Genomic DNA, 15,810 nt, shown 5'->3' with positions numbered 1-15,810 from the left:
AGACGGGTGGCGATGAGGCGGGGTGAACCCGGAGCTTCCGGGGGCAATTCGCGCCTGCGAGATTGCATTGCACGGCTGCAGGGGGCATCTGCGAGGAATGCCCGCAAACAACCGCCCCGCCAATAACCGAACCTCTGGCAATCGGCTCACCGTCAACCGTCCGGTCAAGGATCGTTCGGCAAAGGATCGTCCCACGCCGGGACTGCCCACCCGCAAGCAGATCCTCGACTTCATCCAGAACGCGACGGAGCCTGCGGGCAAGCGCGAAATCTCGCGCCATTTTGGCCTCAAGGGCAATGAAAAGATCCAACTCAAGGCGCTGCTCAAGGACATGGCCGAAGAGGGCCTGATCGACGGCAAGCGCACCGCCTTCCACAAGATGGGCGGGTTGCCCAAGGTCACCGTCCTGCGCGTGATCGACATCGACGAGGGAGAGGCGATCGCCGTCCCCGATACCTGGCAGCCCGATGACGCCACCCCGCCGCCGCGCATCCGCCTGATCGAGAAGGGGCGCGGCTCGGCGCTGCGCAAGGGCGACCGCGTGCTGTCGCGCACCGAGGAAAGCGCTACCGGCTGGCGCGCCTTCCCGATGAAGAAGCTGGAACTGCGCGCCGACCAGATCCTCGGCGTCGTCGAGATCGACGGCGGCGGCAAGCCCTGCCTGGCCCCGGTCGACAAGCGCATCCGCAATTCCTCGCCGATCTCCGATCTTGGCGAGGCGAAGGCGGGCGAACTCGTGCTCGGCGTGCCGATCGGCCGTTCGGCGCGGCCTTCGGTCAAGGTGACCGAAGTGCTGGGCGAACCGCTGGCGCCCAAGTCGTTCAGCCTGATCGCCATCCACAAGCACGGCATTCCCAACCACTTCATCGAGGAAGTGCTGGAAGAGGCGCAGGTTTCGGCCAAGCTGCCGCTCAGCGCCGAGCACCGCGAAGACCTGCGGCACCTGCCGATCGTCGCCATCGATCCCTCCGACGCGCGCGATCATGACGACGCGATCTGGGCGGCCCCGGACGGGCAGGGCGGCTTCGATGCGCTCGTCGCCATCGCCGACGTGTCGTTCTACGTCCGCCCCGGCGGCCAAATCGACCGCGAGGCGCGGCGGCGCGGCAACTCGGTCTACTTCCCCGACCGCGTCGTGCCGATGCTGCCCGAAGTGCTCAGCGCCGACGTCTGTTCGCTGCGCTCGGGCGAGGACCGCGCGGCGATGGCCTGCCACATGAAGATCGACGCCGAGGGCAAGATCACCGACTGGCGCTTCACCCGCGCGATCGTGCGCATCGACGAAGTGATCGCCTACGAAGAAGCGCAGGCGCGCATCGACGAGGGCCGCGCGGCCGAGCACCTGACCAATCTGTGGGCCGCGTGGAAGGCACTCGCCACCGCGCGCGCCAACCGCGATCCGCTGGAACTCGAACTGCCCGAGCGCCGCGTGAAGCTGGACGAGAAGGGCCGCATCACCGAGATCGCGATCCGCGAGCGGCTCGACGCGCACCGCGTCGTCGAGGACTTCATGATCGCCGCCAACGTCGCCGCCGCCAAGGCGCTGGAGGCCAAGACCGCGCCCGTCGTCTACCGCATCCACGAGACGCCGAGCCGCGAGAAGCTGATGGCGCTCAAGGACTACCTCGCGACGTTCGGCAAGAAGCTGGCGATGGGGCAGGTCATCACGCCCAGCCTGTTCAACCGCATGCTCAAGGACGTGACCGACGAGACCGAGAAGGCGCTCATCATGGAAGCGGTCCTGCGCAGCCAGACGCAGGCCTATTACGGCCCCGCCAATGCCGGCCACTTCGGGTTGGCGCTGGCGTCCTACGCGCACTTCACCTCGCCGATCCGGCGTTATGCGGACCTTCTGGTACACCGCGCATTGGTCGATGCCTATGGGCTGGAGCAGCCGAAGCCAAAAGCCGACATTCCGGCGCTGTCGGGCCTGTCGGAGCGTGACCGCGAAGACCTCGGCCGCGTCAGCGACGCGATCAGCCAGGCCGAGCGCCGCGCCATGGAAGCCGAGCGCGAAACGATCGACCGCTACGTCGCCGCCTGGCTGGCGAGCCGCGTGGGCGAAGTGTTCGACACGCGCATCACCGGCGTCCAGAAGTTCGGCTTCTTCGCCACCATCGTCGGCCTCGGCGGCGACGGGCTGGTGCCGGTCTCGACGCTAGGGGACGAACGGTTCACGTTCGATGAGAAAGCCAAAGTGCTGGTCGGCGACGAGACGGGCACGGTCTTCTCGATCGGCCAGATCCTCAAGCTGCGACTGGCGGAGGCCAATGCGCTGACCGGCGCGCTCAAGCATGAGCTGCCCGACGGCGGCGGCCGGATCGAACCGCGCGGGAATGCTCCGGCGCTCAAGCACAAGGGCAAGCACTTCGTCGGCCAGCGTGGGCGGCCGAAGAACATCCGGCATCAGGGGCGGGGCAAGCGGTAACGCCCCTCACTCGATCCAGCCCCTCATCGTCATTGCGAGCGTAGCGAAGCAATCCAGGGCAGAGCAAACCGCCCTGGATTGCTTCGCTACGCTCGCAATGACGAAGTTGTGTGGGGCAATGGACCGTTTGTGGCACCCTTGAGTGCCGTTAGGTGCCGCCCAGTGCCGCTCAACTCAACCGTTCGATCGCCTCGGCATCGAGCCCGCCGGGGACCACGAACACCGGGCAGGTCATATGCGCCATGCCCGGCCCGGTGAAGTGCGCGACCAGAGCGCCCGGTCCGCCTTCCTTCGCCGCGCCGAGCACCAGCGCCGAAACCTCGGGGTGCTCCTCCAGATATTTGCGCACGATCTTGATGTCTTCTCCCATGTGAACGGAGATGACCGGCATCTTTGCGCCTTGCGACAAAAGGTTTCCGGCCGCCGCCGTCACCAGCGTCTCGGCGCGGGCGCGGGCTTCTTCCTCGATGGTCGCCTGAACCCCCGCGAAGGCGTTGAAGGGCTGCGGCGGGACGAGCGCCAGAAGGTGCAGCGCACCGTCGGTCTTGGCCGCGCGGCGGGCCGCGAACTGCAGGGCGACGAGCGCTTCCTCGCTCTCGTCGACGATCACCAGGTAGATGCGCATGGGTGGTTCCCTCTCCAACCGGCTTATCGATACGCGAAGCCTGCAAGACAAGCCACCACTGTTGCGAAAAAAGAAACTGCAAGGTTCTTGAACGCAACGCTCAAGCCGTCCAAGGAAGGGGCCAGCGCCCGAAAGCGGCCTCCCTACGGACAATAAGGAACGTACAGTTTCCATGCCCATCGAGATCAAGATGCCCGCCCTGTCCCCCACCATGGAAGAGGGCAAACTGGCCAAATGGCTGGTCAAGGAAGGCGATACCGTCTCCTCCGGCGACATCATGGCCGAGATCGAGACCGACAAGGCGACCATGGAATTCGAAGCCGTCGATGAAGGCGTGATCGGCAAGATCAGCGTCGCCGAGGGCACCGAAGGCGTCAAGGTCGGCACCGTCATCGCCGTGCTGGTCGAAGAGGGCGAGGACGCCTCGGCGATCGACGCACCCAAGGCCGCAGCCCCGAAGGCCGCCGCCAAGGAAGAGGCTCCGAAGGCCGAAGCCAAGGCTGAAACCAAGCCCGCTCCCGCAGCCGCGCCGAAGGCCGCAGCTTCGGGTGATCGCGTCGTCGCCACCCCACTCGCCAAGCGCATCGCCGATGCCAAGGGCGTGGACCTCTCGGGCGTCGCCGGCTCCGGCCCCAATGGCCGCATCGTCAAGGCCGACGTCGAGGCCGCACAGGGCGGCACCGCCAAGAAGGCGGCTCCGGCGCCCGCAGCTTCGGCCCCGGCCGCTGCTCCCGTCGCTGCCGCGACCTCTTCGGTCGAAATGGCCGACGAGACCCGCGCCCTGCTCGATGCCCGCGTGCCGCACTCGGTCGAGAAGCTTTCGGGCATGCGCAAGACCATCGCCCGCCGCCTCGCCCAGTCGAAGCAGGAAGCGCCGCACATCTACCTCAGCGTCGATGTTCAGCTCGACAAGCTGCTGGAACTGCGCTCGCAGATCAACGCCACGCTGGAGAAGCAGGGCGTGAAGGTCTCGGTCAACGACATGCTGGTCAAGGCGCTCGGCATGGCGCTGGTCGCGGTGCCCGAGTGCAACGTGACGTTCGCGGGCAACGAACTGATCAAGTACGAGCGCGCCGACATCTCGGTCGCCGTGTCGATCCCCGGCGGTCTCATCACCCCGATCGTCACCGCCGCCAACGAGAAGTCGTTCTCGGCCATCGCCAAGGCGACCAAGGATCTCGCGAGCCGCGCCAAGGAAGGCAAGCTCAAGCCCGACGAGTACCAAGGCGGCACCGCCTCGATCTCGAACATGGGCATGATGGGCATCAAGTCGTTCTCGGCCGTGATCAACCCGCCGCAGTCGACCATCCTCGCCATTGGGGCAGGCGACAAGCGCCCCTGGGTCATGCCAGACGGGTCGCTGGGAGTGGCGACTGTGATGAGTGCGACGGGCAGCTTCGATCATCGTGCCGTCGACGGCGCCGACGGCGCGCGCCTGATGGCCGCGTTCCGCGAGTTCGTCGAGAACCCGCTGAGCATGATCGCCTGATATGGAGTTCGAGGCCGGAGAGCTGGTCATCCGCGTCACCGCGATGCCCACCGACCTCAACCCCTATGGCGGCGTTTTCGGCGGCTGGCTGATGAGCCAGCTTGCCCTTGGCGCCGCCTCGCTGGTCACCCGCCGCACCGGCCACAAGGCCGTGGTGGTGGGGGCGACCGACTTCACCTTTCCCGGCGTCATGCTCGTGGGCGACGAACTCAACGTCTATGCGAGCGTGCAGCGGACGGGGCGCACTTCGATGACGATCGCCACGCGCGGCTTTGGCCGGGCGCGGGCGAGCGAGCATCAGGTGGAAGTCGCCACCGGGCTGTTCACATTCGTGACGCTGGATGAAAACGACCGCCCCAGGCCCATCGCCGCGACTTCGGAGATCGTCTGAAATGGCGGAAGAATACCGCGAACCCGTCATCCGCATCACCGCGATGCCCGCCGATGCCAATGCTTATGGCGACATCTTCGGTGGCTGGCTGATGAGCCTGATGGACATGGGCGCCGGCCTGATCGCCGCGCGCCACTCGCATGGCCGCGCGGTCACCATCGCGATGGACGGCATGCAGTTCCACAAGCCGGTCAAGGTGGGCGACGAAGTCAGCGTCTACGGTGAACTCAGGAAAGTGGGCCGCTCCTCGATGACCATCGGCATCGAGGCCTGGCGGCGCCACCGGCATGAAGAAGAACAGGTGAAGGTGACCGAAGCGGTCTTCACCTTCGTCGCAATCGACGACGCGGGCCGCCCCCGCGCGATCGAACAGGAGAGTTAAGAGTGGCTGATTCTTACGACGTCATCGTTCTCGGTTCCGGCCCCGGCGGCTATGTCGCGGCGATCCGCAGCGCGCAGCTTGGCCTCAAGACCGCCATCGTCGAGCGCGAACTGCTCGGCGGCATCTGCCTCAACTGGGGCTGCATCCCGACCAAGGCGCTGCTGCGCTCGGCCGAGATCCTGCACCACATGAAGCACGCCAAGGACTATGGCCTCGCGGCGGAAAACATCACCGCCGACCTCGACGCGATCGTCGAGCGCTCGCGCGGCGTGGCCAAGCAGCTCAATCAGGGCGTCACGCACCTGATGAAGAAGAACAAGATCACCGTCCACATGGGCACCGGCAAGCTGGTGGCTCCGGGCAAGCTGGAAGTGACCGGCGAGAAGGGTGCCGAAACCCTCTCGGCCAAGCACATCATCATCGCCACCGGCGCCCGTGCGCGCGAACTGCCCGGCGCCAAGTCGGACGGCAACCGCATCTGGACCTACCGCCATGCGATGACGCCCAAGGAAATGCCGACGAAGCTGCTGGTCCTCGGCTCGGGCGCGATCGGCATCGAGTTCGCCAGCTTCTACAACGACATGGGCGTCGACGTGACGGTCGTGGAGATGATGGACCGCATCGTCCCGGTCGAGGACAAGGACGTCTCGGCCTTCCTCGAAAAGGCGCTGACCAAGCAGGGGATGAAGATCCTCACCGGCGCCAAGGCGAGCGACGTCAAGGCTTCGGACAAGGGCGTCTCGGTCAAGATCACCCCGAAGGGCGGCAAGGAAGAGACGCAGGAATTCAGCCACGTCATCGTCGCCATCGGCATCGTCCCGAACGTCGAGAACATCGGCCTGGAAGAACTCAAGATCGAGCCGGACGAGAAGTTCTTCGTCAAGGTGGACGACTATGGCCGCACCAACGTCCCCGGCGTCTGGGCGATCGGCGACTGCGTGAAGGGTCCGTGGCTTGCCCACAAGGCCAGCCATGAAGGCGTTACCACCGCCGAATCGATCGCCAAGGAACTGGGCAACAAGGAAGTGCACCCGCACGCTCTGGACCGCCGCAACATTCCGGGCTGCACCTACTGCCACCCGCAGATCGCCTCGGTCGGCCTGACGGAAGCCAAGGCCAAGGAAGAGGGCTACGAGGTCAAGGCCGGCACTTTCCCGTTCATCGGCAACGGCAAGGCGATCGCGCTGGGCGAGCCGGAAGGCTTCGTGAAGACCGTGTTCGATGCCAAGACCGGCGAGCTGCTCGGTGCCCACATGATCGGCGCCGAAGTGACCGAGATGATCCAGGGCTACGTCGTCGGCAAGACGCTGGAGACCACCGAGGCGGAACTGATGAACACCGTGTTCCCGCACCCGACGATCTCGGAGACGATGCACGAGGCGACCCTCGCCGCCTACGGCCGCGCGATCCACATCTGATCGCGCCGCAAGGTCTGGAAAAACGAAGAGGGCGGGCCGCAAGGTCCGCCCTTTTCGTATCAGCCGGCGGCGCGCACGATATGCTCGAACACGGCCACGTGCAGGGGCTCGGCGAATTCGCAACCGACGGCGCCTTCGCGCACCCAGCAGATGCGTGCGCTTAGCAACTGCAGGCCGGGGATGCGGATACGCAGCGGCACTTCCATCCGGGCATCGGGCAACATGCCGATGCGGAAGCCTCCGGGCGACAAGTCCTCCAGTCGCGCCGGTTTCCACGGACGGGTTCCCTGACGCACCTCGCACAGGATCGACACGCCGACGCGTGCGGAACGAGGGGTCCGACTTTCGGCCGGGCCGGGCTTGAGGGAATCGCGCATGGGGTCTCCTTGGGGGAGAACCCCATGCCGCAAAACAGGTTACCAGCGCGTTAGCATTCGGGCGCGCGTACGCTGCCACCCTATTCAGCGGAAGGTCTTTTCCAGTACGACCAGCCCGGGATCGCCGTCGAACGGTTCAGGCCTGAAGCCCCTTTCGCGTTCGAGGTCGATGGCGGCGCGATTGTCACGGCTCTCGATGGAAATGGCGCGGCGACAGCCACGGACCTTGGCCTGGGCCGAGAGGTAATCGAGCATGGCCCAGCCGATCCCTTTGCCGCGGTGATTGCCGCAGACCGAAATGGCGATCTCGCCGGTATCCAGCGGTCCGTCACAAGCCAACAGCCCCGACGCGACGATCTGCCCGCTGGCCTGGTTGATCCCGACCCACGATCTGGTCCGGAAGTGGTCGGCGTGGACCAGCGGCTCCAGCAATACCGGCCCGACGTGCTCGGTCGCCGACAGGAAACGGAAGCGGCGATCCTCGTCCGTCACGCGGGCGAAGAAATCGGTCAGCGCGGGTGCATCCGCCTCGGTCGCCGGGCGCACGTCGAGGTCATGCCCGAACGGGTGGGGAGGGTGACGATCATGGAAGGCGTACCTTTCGATGGAATGCCGAATCTCTAGACCGCGATCATGCGATGCACCTTGATCGAGATCAGATCGCCCGCCATCTTCGTCGAAACGGCACGAGATTCCGCCCGGCCCGTTCTACCATTGTCCAATGGGAACGGCCCGGGTCCATTGTGCTATGCAACATGCAAGGCCGGGAGAGCCCGACCCTACGATATGAGAGGAGAATCCGCATGGCCGAGGCCGTCTATCCCGTTCCCGCCGAGTGGAGCCGGAACGCCCTGATCGACGATGCCCGCTATCAGGAGATGTACGAAAGGTCGGTTTCCGAGCCCGAAGCGTTCTGGCGTGAGGAAGCGCGGCGGATAGACTGGATCAAGCCCTTCAGCGTGGTAAAGCAGACCAGCTTCCACGAAGAGGATTTCGGCATTTCGTGGTTCACCGACGGCACCCTGAACCTCTCGGCCAACTGCCTCGACCGTCATCTCGTGGAGCGTGGCGACCAGATCGCGATCCTGTGGGAGCCGGACAGTCCTACCGCTCCCGAGCGCCGCATCACTTACCGCCAGTTGCACGAGCAGGTCTGCCGCTTGGCCAATCTCCTCAAGGCGCGCGGCGTCCGGAAGGGTGAGCGCGTCACTCTCTACCTGCCGATGGTGCCGGAAGCGGCCGTTGCCATGCTGGCCTGCGCGCGGATCGGCGCAATCCACTCGATCGTCTTCGCCGGGTTCTCGCCGGACGCGCTGGCGGGCCGCATCCAGGATTGCGACAGCCGCGTCGTCCTCACTGCCGACGAGGGCCTGCGCGGGGGTAAGAAAGTCCCGCTCAAGGCCAATGTCGATGAGGCGCTCAAGGCCTGTCCCGGCGTCGACAGCGTGATCGTCCTCGCGCACACCAAGTCCGGCGTACCGATGGCCGAGGGTCGCGACATCGACTGGGCCTCGGCCATCGCCGACCAGGCCGCCGAATGCGAGCCGGTCGAAATGAGCGCGGAAGACCCGCTGTTCATCCTCTACACTTCGGGCTCCACCGGAAAGCCCAAGGGCGTGTTGCACACCACCGGCGGCTATTCGGTATGGGCCTCAATGACCCACGAGTACGTCTTCGACTACCGCCCCGGCCAGATCTACTGGTGCGCGGCCGACATCGGGTGGGTCACCGGCCACAGCTACGTCGTCTACGGCCCGCTGATGAACGGTGCGACCACCGTGATGTTCGAAGGCGTCCCCAACTTCCCCGATCCCAGCCGTTTCTGGCAGGTCGTCGACAAGTTCGGCGTCGAGATTTTCTACGGTGCCCCCACCGCTCTGCGTGCGCTCATGCGCGAAGGCGACGACTGGGTGAAGAAGACCAGCCGCCAGTCGCTGCGCCTCCTCGGCTCGGTAGGCGAGCCGATCAACCCGGAGGCATGGTCCTGGTATCACGAGGTCGTGGGCGAGGGGCGTTGCCCGATCGTCGATACTTGGTGGCAGACCGAGACCGGCGGCGTGATGATCTCACCGCTTCCCGGCGCGACCCCGCTCAAGCCCGGCTCCGCCACCCGCCCGATGTTCGGCGTGCAGCCGAAACTGCTCGACAACGACGGCAAGGAGATCGAGGGGCCGGGCGATGGCTGCCTCGTCATCACAGACAGCTGGCCCGGCCAGATGCGCACCGTCTGGGGCGATCACGAGCGCTTCTTCCAGACCTATTTCAGCACCTTCAAGGGCACGTACTTCACCGGTGACGGCTGCCGCCGGGACGAGGACGGCTACTACTGGATCACCGGCCGCATCGACGATGTCATCAACGTCTCCGGGCATCGCATGGGCACCGCGGAGATCGAAAGCGCACTCGTCGCTCACCCCAAGGTGGCGGAAGCGGCGGTTGTAGGCATGCCGCACGAGATCAAGGGGCAGGGCATCTACGCTTTCGTCACCTGCAACGCCGAAGTTGAGCCCGACGACGCCTTGCGCAAGGAACTCATCGCGTGGGTGCGCCACGAGATCGGCCCGATCGCCACGCCAGACGTAATCCAGTTCGCACCGGGCCTGCCCAAGACCCGCTCGGGGAAGATCATGCGCCGCATCCTGCGCAAGATCGGCGAGAACGACGTCTCCAACTTGGGGGATACCTCGACGCTGGCTGATCCGTCGGTGGTCGACAACCTGCTGGCAAACCGGCCCCAACCCGTCAGCGCCTGAACTGAGACGCAACGATGAGAGCCCGCGCCGAATGGCGCAGGCTCTCACTATTCGCGGCGCCTTGCTCTTCCGCAAATGCACGGAGAAATGCGACGGATTTGTTTCGTTGAGCCTGAAGGGGGCGGCGAATTATCTGGTCTCAATTTTCTGCATGTATGGGGGCTAAGCGTGGCTTTCGGGCGCTTTTTCTGTTTGTTCAATCGCCATCGCCCTCGCCGTTCGGTTGAATGGGATGGCTCGCACTATCGCAGCGATTGCCGCCGCTGCTCCCGACCGATCACGCGGCTTGCTCGTCACAAGTGGCGCATCGAGAGACAGAGCAAAGGCGGCGATAGCGGATGACGAAAGCAAGTGGCGGACAGGGTGGGATCTCGAACCCACGGTGAGCTTGCACCCACGGCGGTTTTCAAGTTTGCCTAGGCTCTACTTTACCAAGCTTTGCGCAGCTGTTCATAAGCATAAGAATGACGGAAAACTGCGCCTCTGAAGGCGCGAGACATTTGTTGTAGGTTGTCGTAGCTTTACCCGCATTGCTTATGGGCTGCTTACGAGGAATACGATGGCCACACAGCCAAACCGTGCCAAGCTGACGAAAACGTACATCGAGAAAATCCAGCACGGCACGAAAGACGAGTTCCATTGGGACACGGAGGTGAAGGGCTTCGGCGTCAGGGTCACCTCACGAGGCAAGATGACCTTCGTAGTTCAAGGTAGGGTTGAAGGGAGCGGCAAGGAGGCGCGCATCACCATAGGGCCATTTGGCGTCTTTACGGTTGAGCAGGGGCGCGACCAGGCCCGCGAGCACCTTCGGACAATGCGCATGGGCACCGACCCTAGGGAAGTGGCCAAGCAAGCCGCTGCCACCAAAGTAACGCTTGGACAGGTGGCCGACGCCTACCTTGCGCGCCCCGGCAAGCTAAAGAACAGCAGCAAAGCCGAAATCAAGCGGCATGTGGCCACAACTTTCGTCGCGTGGAAGGACAAGCCGGTCGTCTCCATCACGGAGGACGACGTTCGGAAGCGATATCGCGAAATGCTCACTAAGGGCTTGCGGGGGAAGGCGGGTGCTCCCGGGCAGGCGAACCAAGCGTTTTCAGTATTGCGCGCTCTCATCAATTTCGCCGGACGCCAGCACCGGCAGGCGAATGGCCTGCCCCTGATCGTACATAATCCTGTCTCCGCACTCAAAGATGATTGGGTGACACTAAAGCCCCGCACCAGCCGCGTGCCCGATAGCAGGGTAGGGGCCGTGTGGTCAGGGCTTCAAGAATGGCGGGCGACGGCGCATAACCGAGATACAGCGTCTAGCCTCGACCTTGTGATCTTTCTGCTGCTAACCGGCTGCCGCATCGGTGAAGCAGCACCGCTTACATGGGATCGTGTGAATCTGGAGGAGGAATGGTTTCATCTCCCGGACCCCAAAAACTCCAACCCCGTCTGGTTGCCACTTTCGACACAAGCGGTGCATCTACTGACCACACGCAAGAGAGTTGAAGGCAGTAAATACGTTTTTCCGTCATGGAGCGAGGCAGGGCATATTAAAGACCCTCGCGACATAATGAAAAAGCTCAGCGGTATAGCTGGCGAAAAAATTACGCCCCACGACCTACGACGTACATTCACAACCATAGCCGTCGCTAAGTGCGGCATCGATTACTACAAAGTGGAACTGCTAACCAATCATGTTCCGAAGGGCGTCACTGCCCGACATTATCTTGAAACGTCTCGTCTCCAATATTTACAGCCGGAGACTCAGCGCGTAGCTGATTGGATCGAGCAACAGGCCAAAGTAAAAGATGGCGCGAACGTTGTTCCTATCCGCGCCTAATCCTGCTGGCGCTTTCCGGGAGTGTCGTAGTCTTCCCGCATGCGCCAATGCCGTGAGCCCCGTGACCAAACAACGTCAGGCGTAAGTTGGTTGAATGCGGCAAGCACCTTCTTGTCGATGCCATAATTGCCATTGTCGTTGAGAAAGACCAAATCAGGGGCGTTTTCCAGCAGATGATACGCTACATGCTCTTGGTCGAGCCATTGGAGTTGGTTGAGTTCTACCACCATCCATTCGGCCGCTTCTTTAGGGGTCACTTTTCTGCCTCAGTATAGGGCTGTAGGGCCTCGGGTGCGACACGAGCAGATTCCATTTTCGCGCCAGCGAACCACTTAACGGTAATTCCAAACTCGTTTATGCTGTCCACGGTCATCTTGGGACCACCAGATTTTAACTGCACAAGCTGGCCTGTCGTAAATTCGATCATAAGGTGCTCGCTCGAAAAGTTGCCATAGGGCTATTGCTAAAATAATGCCTTGCTTGAAGTAAAGCCAGTAGCGTAAAGCTATGCACACCCAGGTTGGTGGGTGGTCCCTTCGGGGGCGGGGCTGCACGGAGCGCCGACAAAAAAGAACCCGTGACGTGAGTCGGTGAGTAAGGGCAATCCAACTAGCCCCCAGGAACCGGACACTGCCGGAAAGGTAATCGGCCTTTTCCGGTGCTGGTGACCACAGCACAAAGCTAACGCTTGTCGCGGGTCACCCATCATGTCCCAATTCAGTGCTATCGATGAATTGCTCGATAACGAGCAGACCGCCGGACTTCTCGGCATCCGCCCCAACACGCTCGAAATCTGGCGGAGCAAAGGCAAAGGGCCGCGCTTCGTAAAGCTGGGCCGACAAAAGCAATCCCCCATTCGCTATCGTCGTGACGATGTGGCGCGATGGCTGGACGCTCAGTCCTATGCCAGCACCAGCGCGTACAGCGCTGCGGCAACCCCTGCCAAATCCCATAACTTCACATCTTCCGATCCAAGCGCCTGAAATCTAAAGGAAATACGTGTTACGAAAGTATCGTGTGAGTTTATCGTAAGTCAGGAAAAGAAAAAGCGGCAGAAGGAGCCTTAATCCCACCTACCGCTTAAGTGAAAGTATTATTGAGCAATGGCGACTATACCAGAACCTAATGGTGAAACGCAACCGCCTTACAATCCTCCTTTGACAGAGGACGGCAAGACGGATTGGGATTATCACAGTCACAAGCAACGCACCGCAAATGCCGATCTTTATTGGAGTGCTGAGGAAAAACAGGCTCACGAGCAGCATAAATCCAAACTTCTCGCAGACCTTGCTCGCGTCGAGGAAGCTAAAGCGGAGCAGGCACGAATAAAGGCGGGTGGCATGGTTGCGCGCGTCGACCCGAACTTCAACTTACGCGAACCGCGCGACATACTGCGACGGGCGGCGCCGCCGCCATACGAATTTGACGACGTGCCGCGCTGCATCGGAGAGTTCGCTTGGCACTTTTCCCAAGCTACGGGTTATGACCGAAGCGGCTCCATCGTTGCGTGCGTAACCGCCGCATCGTCGGTAATTGATGACGGCTACCGGCTTTCGGTACGTCCCGAGTCCAATTGGAACGTTTCGGCACGACAGTGGGCATTCCTCTGCGGCGGGCCGAGCGCGGGAAAGTCTCCATGCATCCGAGCTGCTACTGACCACATCAAGCAAATGCATGGCGTGCTCTACGAGCGTTGGCGGGAGGCTAACGAAAGCCTCCACAGCAACGAACGTGATCCGGTGCCCGCGCTGTACACCAGCGACAGCACGATCCCCGCGCTGTCCATTGCGTTGCAGGCCAATCCTCGCGGCATGCTCATGCTGACGGAAGAGTTCTCTTCGTGGATCGGGGCGATAGACGCTGCGGATCGTGGGGAAGGGGCTAAGAACCGTGGTGACTGGCTCCAACTGCGCGATGGAGGGCCGCACCAGATCAACCGGGTCGAGCGCGGTTCAGTTTACGTGCCAAACTGGGGAGTTTCCGTCCTTGCCGCTTGCACGCCAGACGGGTTGGCAAAGCAGATGAAGCAAATGCCGGAAGATGGGCTCATCCAGCGCTTCGTGCCATGCATCCTGTCCTCCCCTAACCTCGACGCCACTGGGGACGCACGGCAGGCCATGTTGAATTGGGCCGGGCGGCTCGAATATGCGTACCAAGTAACCTCGTCGGGGTTGCCGACAGAGATCTCGCTGGGGCCCGAAGCACGCGCATTATTCGAGGCCGAGGTCCGGCAACTTCGACAACTTGTTATCTCGACCGAGGAATTTTCCCCGCCTACGCCGCACACCTCGGCAAGCACCCTGGCATGTTGGCCGAGGTGGCGCTGACCTTCCACGTATTCTGCGCTGTCGAGCGGTGTCCGCCTGGGCAAGAGGTAGGGGCCGAGGCTATGGGCTACGCCATTCGATACATGCGCAAGGCGCGCCGACACGCACACACTTTGTACTCCAGCATCCTGAGCAGCGCCCCGGCGTTCGAGTTGGCGCGTGCACTGGCACGCTCGGTGGTGGCGTCTGAGGAGGCGGTGACCACAATCAGCCGCGATTGGATGACCCAGCACTGTCAGGGTTTCAAGAAGGCCGATGACCGCCTGCGCCGTGAAGCTGTGCAGATACTAGAAGACGCCGACTGGTTGAGCGCCCAAACGCACGTCCGCTCTTACGGAGGATGGCCGAGCAGGTACGCGGTTCACCACAGAGTTGCAGAGTTATTCGCCCGCGAGGGCGAGCAATGGCGAGCACGCCGCGCCGCTGTACGCGATGCAATCGGCGAAACGGCTTGACTTGCACGCAGACATGGCAGGGATCAAATTGTGATGGTGCCATCCCTGCCATCTCTGCCTTGCGCGCACCATAGGGGGTGGGCTTACCTCCTCCCTACACTAGGGTGCCGTGTGTGTAAGGCAGAGTTGGCAGAGATACTGGGAGCCTACATCAATTCAGGAGAGCAAAATGACCTTTTACAGGGACACCGACGCCGCAAAGGCTAGTCCGTTCAATAATCACGAAACCTGCCCCGCCTGCGGCGAGCGGAGCGCCGGGCCAACCGTGGGTTACGATATGACGCTGCCCCACGTAGGGCAAGTCCGCGTTATGTTCCATCGTGACTGCGCTTTCGCCATGGCACAGCGGATAATTTGCGATGCTTGGCCGAACCGCCGTGCGGGCGAATGGATGCGCAACGACCAATAGCGTGGTCAGATAAGCCGAGCCGAAGCCACCACGTCCTGGGCAAATTGCAGTGAGCGGGGCGGATGGACCCCGCCATTACTCCTCCAACAAACAACCAAACTGTTGGAATTGTGATGCATCACATTGATATTGCTAAATAAACACGGAGACAACAAGTTGCTATAAGCGTATTAATAGCCCCAACAGGTTAGGAACACGCAATGACAGTCAAAGTAGATATTCGCGTATCACCGGCGCTGGACGGAGAAGCGCTCAAGTCCATTGAGGGCTATAACGATGCGACGGCACCGTTCATCTCTGGTGTGGTCAATGCCTTTCAGGACGCTTACCTCACGATTGGGAAACTACATGACGCCACTTCAGCGGGGAAGGCAAACCCTGCCTGGACCGAGGAACAGCGTCTTCTTGTAGTTGGCAAAGAGGCGTCGAAGCAGCAGGAACGGTTGCTTCGCCGCATGGACCAAGTGTCCCGCGACCTCGAGGCAACGATCACACATACTGAGGCGCAGCTATCGCAGCCTCTCGAAGCCCGTGCCCTAGGGACGCTCAACGCCGAAATTCGGGGGCATTGTAAGACGCTTAGCCGGACGGAGCGCTCGACGCTCATTCGGGAAGCGATGGAGGCAGGTGACGACACCACTCTCGCGAGCATCCTTGGCAGCCCGGCCTTCCTTTCGGGGCTGACGAACGTGGATCATTCTCATTTCGTGCATGAATACCACGCCAGGAAGAATCCCGCGTTGGTGGAGCGGCTTCAGGTAATGCGGAGCGCCAGCGAAAAGATCGACCGCGACGCGCGCAAGATCATCAAGGAAATCCAGAAGGCTGTCGGCGCGCCTGCGAAGGAAGTGCGCGGTATCGACACGCTGAACCAGGCGGCGCTGGATGCCCTGCAGATCGAACCCGGCGCCTGATCGCTCACTGCTCT

Annotated in this window: 16 protein-coding genes; 11 read left to right on the top strand and 5 right to left on the bottom strand. The window is 62.5% G+C overall.

The features are described from left to right. Window positions 1-97 precede the first annotated feature (97 nt). Complete coding sequence (gene rnr, locus KZO24_RS06420) at window positions 98-2,428, top strand: ribonuclease R (RefSeq protein WP_486487007.1); 2,331 nt, start codon at window positions 98-100, stop codon at window positions 2,426-2,428. A 169-nt stretch (window positions 2,429-2,597) separates the two neighbouring features. Here the strand turns inward: rnr and KZO24_RS06415 are convergent, their stop codons facing one another. After that, complete coding sequence (locus KZO24_RS06415) at window positions 2,598-3,053, bottom strand: universal stress protein (protein WP_008832727.1); 456 nt, start codon at window positions 3,051-3,053, stop codon at window positions 2,598-2,600. A 172-nt stretch (window positions 3,054-3,225) separates the two neighbouring features. On the opposite strand from KZO24_RS06415, the gene KZO24_RS06410 reads away from it, so the two are divergent. From KZO24_RS06410 to lpdA, 4 genes are read left to right on the top strand one after another with little or no spacing between them, the layout of a single operon-like run. Continuing rightward, window positions 3,226-4,542 carry a pyruvate dehydrogenase complex dihydrolipoamide acetyltransferase gene (locus KZO24_RS06410; RefSeq protein ID WP_271183319.1) on the top strand — a complete coding sequence of 439 codons (1,317 nt, stop codon included), beginning with the start codon at window positions 3,226-3,228 and terminating at the stop codon, window positions 4,540-4,542. Window position 4,543: 1 nt separating this feature from the next. After that, window positions 4,544-4,933 carry an acyl-CoA thioesterase gene (locus KZO24_RS06405; RefSeq protein WP_271183318.1) on the top strand — a complete coding sequence of 130 codons (390 nt, stop codon included), beginning with the start codon at window positions 4,544-4,546 and terminating at the stop codon, window positions 4,931-4,933. A 1-nt stretch (window position 4,934) separates the two neighbouring features. Further along, window positions 4,935-5,315 (top strand): acyl-CoA thioesterase, encoded by a 381-nt coding sequence (locus KZO24_RS06400; protein ID WP_008832724.1) that lies wholly within the window; start codon window positions 4,935-4,937, stop codon window positions 5,313-5,315. 2 nt (window positions 5,316-5,317) lie between these two features. Next, window positions 5,318-6,733: a dihydrolipoyl dehydrogenase gene (lpdA, locus tag KZO24_RS06395; RefSeq protein WP_486487006.1), complete on the top strand. Its 1,416-nt coding sequence runs from the start codon at window positions 5,318-5,320 to the stop codon at window positions 6,731-6,733. 59 nt (window positions 6,734-6,792) lie between these two features. On the opposite strand, the gene KZO24_RS06390 is transcribed toward lpdA, so the two are convergent. Next, a complete protein-coding gene (locus tag KZO24_RS06390) occupies window positions 6,793-7,110 on the bottom strand; it encodes a PilZ domain-containing protein (protein ID WP_008832722.1) in 318 nt (105 codons plus the stop codon). An 84-nt stretch (window positions 7,111-7,194) separates the two neighbouring features. After that, complete coding sequence (locus tag KZO24_RS06385) at window positions 7,195-7,656, bottom strand: GNAT family N-acetyltransferase (RefSeq protein WP_486487005.1); 462 nt, start codon at window positions 7,654-7,656, stop codon at window positions 7,195-7,197. Window positions 7,657-7,913: 257 nt separating this feature from the next. Between KZO24_RS06385 and acs the strand changes: the two genes are divergently transcribed. After that, on the top strand, window positions 7,914-9,863 hold the full coding sequence (gene acs, locus KZO24_RS06380) for an acetate--CoA ligase (protein ID WP_271183315.1): 1,950 nt from the start codon (window positions 7,914-7,916) through the stop codon (window positions 9,861-9,863). 559 nt (window positions 9,864-10,422) lie between these two features. Further along, window positions 10,423-11,691 carry a tyrosine-type recombinase/integrase gene (locus tag KZO24_RS06375; RefSeq protein WP_486487004.1) on the top strand — a complete coding sequence of 423 codons (1,269 nt, stop codon included), beginning with the start codon at window positions 10,423-10,425 and terminating at the stop codon, window positions 11,689-11,691. Here KZO24_RS06375 and KZO24_RS06370 read toward each other — a convergent pair. Both KZO24_RS06370 and KZO24_RS06365 read right to left on the bottom strand, forming a co-directional pair. After that, entirely contained in the window at window positions 11,688-11,948 is a 261-nt protein-coding gene (locus tag KZO24_RS06370; protein ID WP_486487003.1) for a DUF6953 family protein, read from the bottom strand. The two genes, KZO24_RS06375 and KZO24_RS06370, sit on opposite strands and share 4 nt — an antisense overlap. Continuing rightward, complete coding sequence (locus tag KZO24_RS06365) at window positions 11,945-12,064, bottom strand: hypothetical protein (RefSeq protein ID WP_486487148.1); 120 nt, start codon at window positions 12,062-12,064, stop codon at window positions 11,945-11,947. The genes KZO24_RS06370 and KZO24_RS06365 overlap by 4 nt, the downstream gene beginning before the upstream one ends. A 334-nt stretch (window positions 12,065-12,398) precedes the next feature. On the opposite strand from KZO24_RS06365, the gene KZO24_RS06360 reads away from it, so the two are divergent. The 4 genes from KZO24_RS06360 (at window position 12,399) to KZO24_RS06345 (ending at window position 15,796) form a co-directional block, all read left to right on the top strand. After that, complete coding sequence (locus KZO24_RS06360; RefSeq protein WP_486487002.1) at window positions 12,399-12,674, top strand: helix-turn-helix transcriptional regulator; 276 nt, start codon at window positions 12,399-12,401, stop codon at window positions 12,672-12,674. A gap of 120 nt (window positions 12,675-12,794) precedes the next feature. Beyond that, the gene (locus KZO24_RS06355; RefSeq protein WP_486487001.1) at window positions 12,795-14,018 is read left to right on the top strand and encodes a DUF3987 domain-containing protein; all 1,224 of its coding nucleotides are present in this window, start codon (window positions 12,795-12,797) and stop codon (window positions 14,016-14,018) included. 62 nt (window positions 14,019-14,080) lie between these two features. Beyond that, a complete protein-coding gene (locus tag KZO24_RS06350; RefSeq protein ID WP_486487000.1) occupies window positions 14,081-14,473 on the top strand; it encodes a hypothetical protein in 393 nt (130 codons plus the stop codon). 609 nt (window positions 14,474-15,082) lie between these two features. Next, window positions 15,083-15,796: a hypothetical protein gene (locus KZO24_RS06345; protein ID WP_486486999.1), complete on the top strand. Its 714-nt coding sequence runs from the start codon at window positions 15,083-15,085 to the stop codon at window positions 15,794-15,796. Window positions 15,797-15,810 lie beyond the last annotated feature (14 nt).

This window comes from Novosphingobium sp. NFX11, from assembly GCF_057376415.1.
Note: the sequence above shows the minus strand (reverse complement) of the source record. Positions and strands in the feature narration are given on the sequence as shown.

Bases quoted from the DNA above. Each gene is read 5' to 3' on its own strand.
- KZO24_RS06415 (WP_008832727.1), bottom strand. From the start codon at position 3,053: ATGCGCATCTACCTGGTGATCGTCGACGAGAGCGAGGAAGCGCTCGTC.
- KZO24_RS06375 (WP_486487004.1), top strand. From the start codon at position 10,423: ATGGCCACACAGCCAAACCGTGCCAAGCTGACGAAAACGTACATCGAG.
- KZO24_RS06355 (WP_486487001.1), top strand. From the start codon at position 12,795: ATGGCGACTATACCAGAACCTAATGGTGAAACGCAACCGCCTTACAAT.
- KZO24_RS06405 (WP_271183318.1), top strand. From the start codon at position 4,544: ATGGAGTTCGAGGCCGGAGAGCTGGTCATCCGCGTCACCGCGATGCCC.
- KZO24_RS06345 (WP_486486999.1), top strand. From the start codon at position 15,083: ATGACAGTCAAAGTAGATATTCGCGTATCACCGGCGCTGGACGGAGAA.
- KZO24_RS06390 (WP_008832722.1), bottom strand. From the start codon at position 7,110: ATGCGCGATTCCCTCAAGCCCGGCCCGGCCGAAAGTCGGACCCCTCGT.
- KZO24_RS06400 (WP_008832724.1), top strand. From the start codon at position 4,935: ATGGCGGAAGAATACCGCGAACCCGTCATCCGCATCACCGCGATGCCC.
- acs (WP_271183315.1), top strand. From the start codon at position 7,914: ATGGCCGAGGCCGTCTATCCCGTTCCCGCCGAGTGGAGCCGGAACGCC.
- KZO24_RS06365 (WP_486487148.1), bottom strand. From the start codon at position 12,064: ATGACCGTGGACAGCATAAACGAGTTTGGAATTACCGTTAAGTGGTTC.
- KZO24_RS06360 (WP_486487002.1), top strand. From the start codon at position 12,399: ATGTCCCAATTCAGTGCTATCGATGAATTGCTCGATAACGAGCAGACC.
- KZO24_RS06410 (WP_271183319.1), top strand. From the start codon at position 3,226: ATGCCCATCGAGATCAAGATGCCCGCCCTGTCCCCCACCATGGAAGAG.
- rnr (WP_486487007.1), top strand. From the start codon at position 98: ATGCCCGCAAACAACCGCCCCGCCAATAACCGAACCTCTGGCAATCGG.
- KZO24_RS06350 (WP_486487000.1), top strand. From the start codon at position 14,081: ATGGGCTACGCCATTCGATACATGCGCAAGGCGCGCCGACACGCACAC.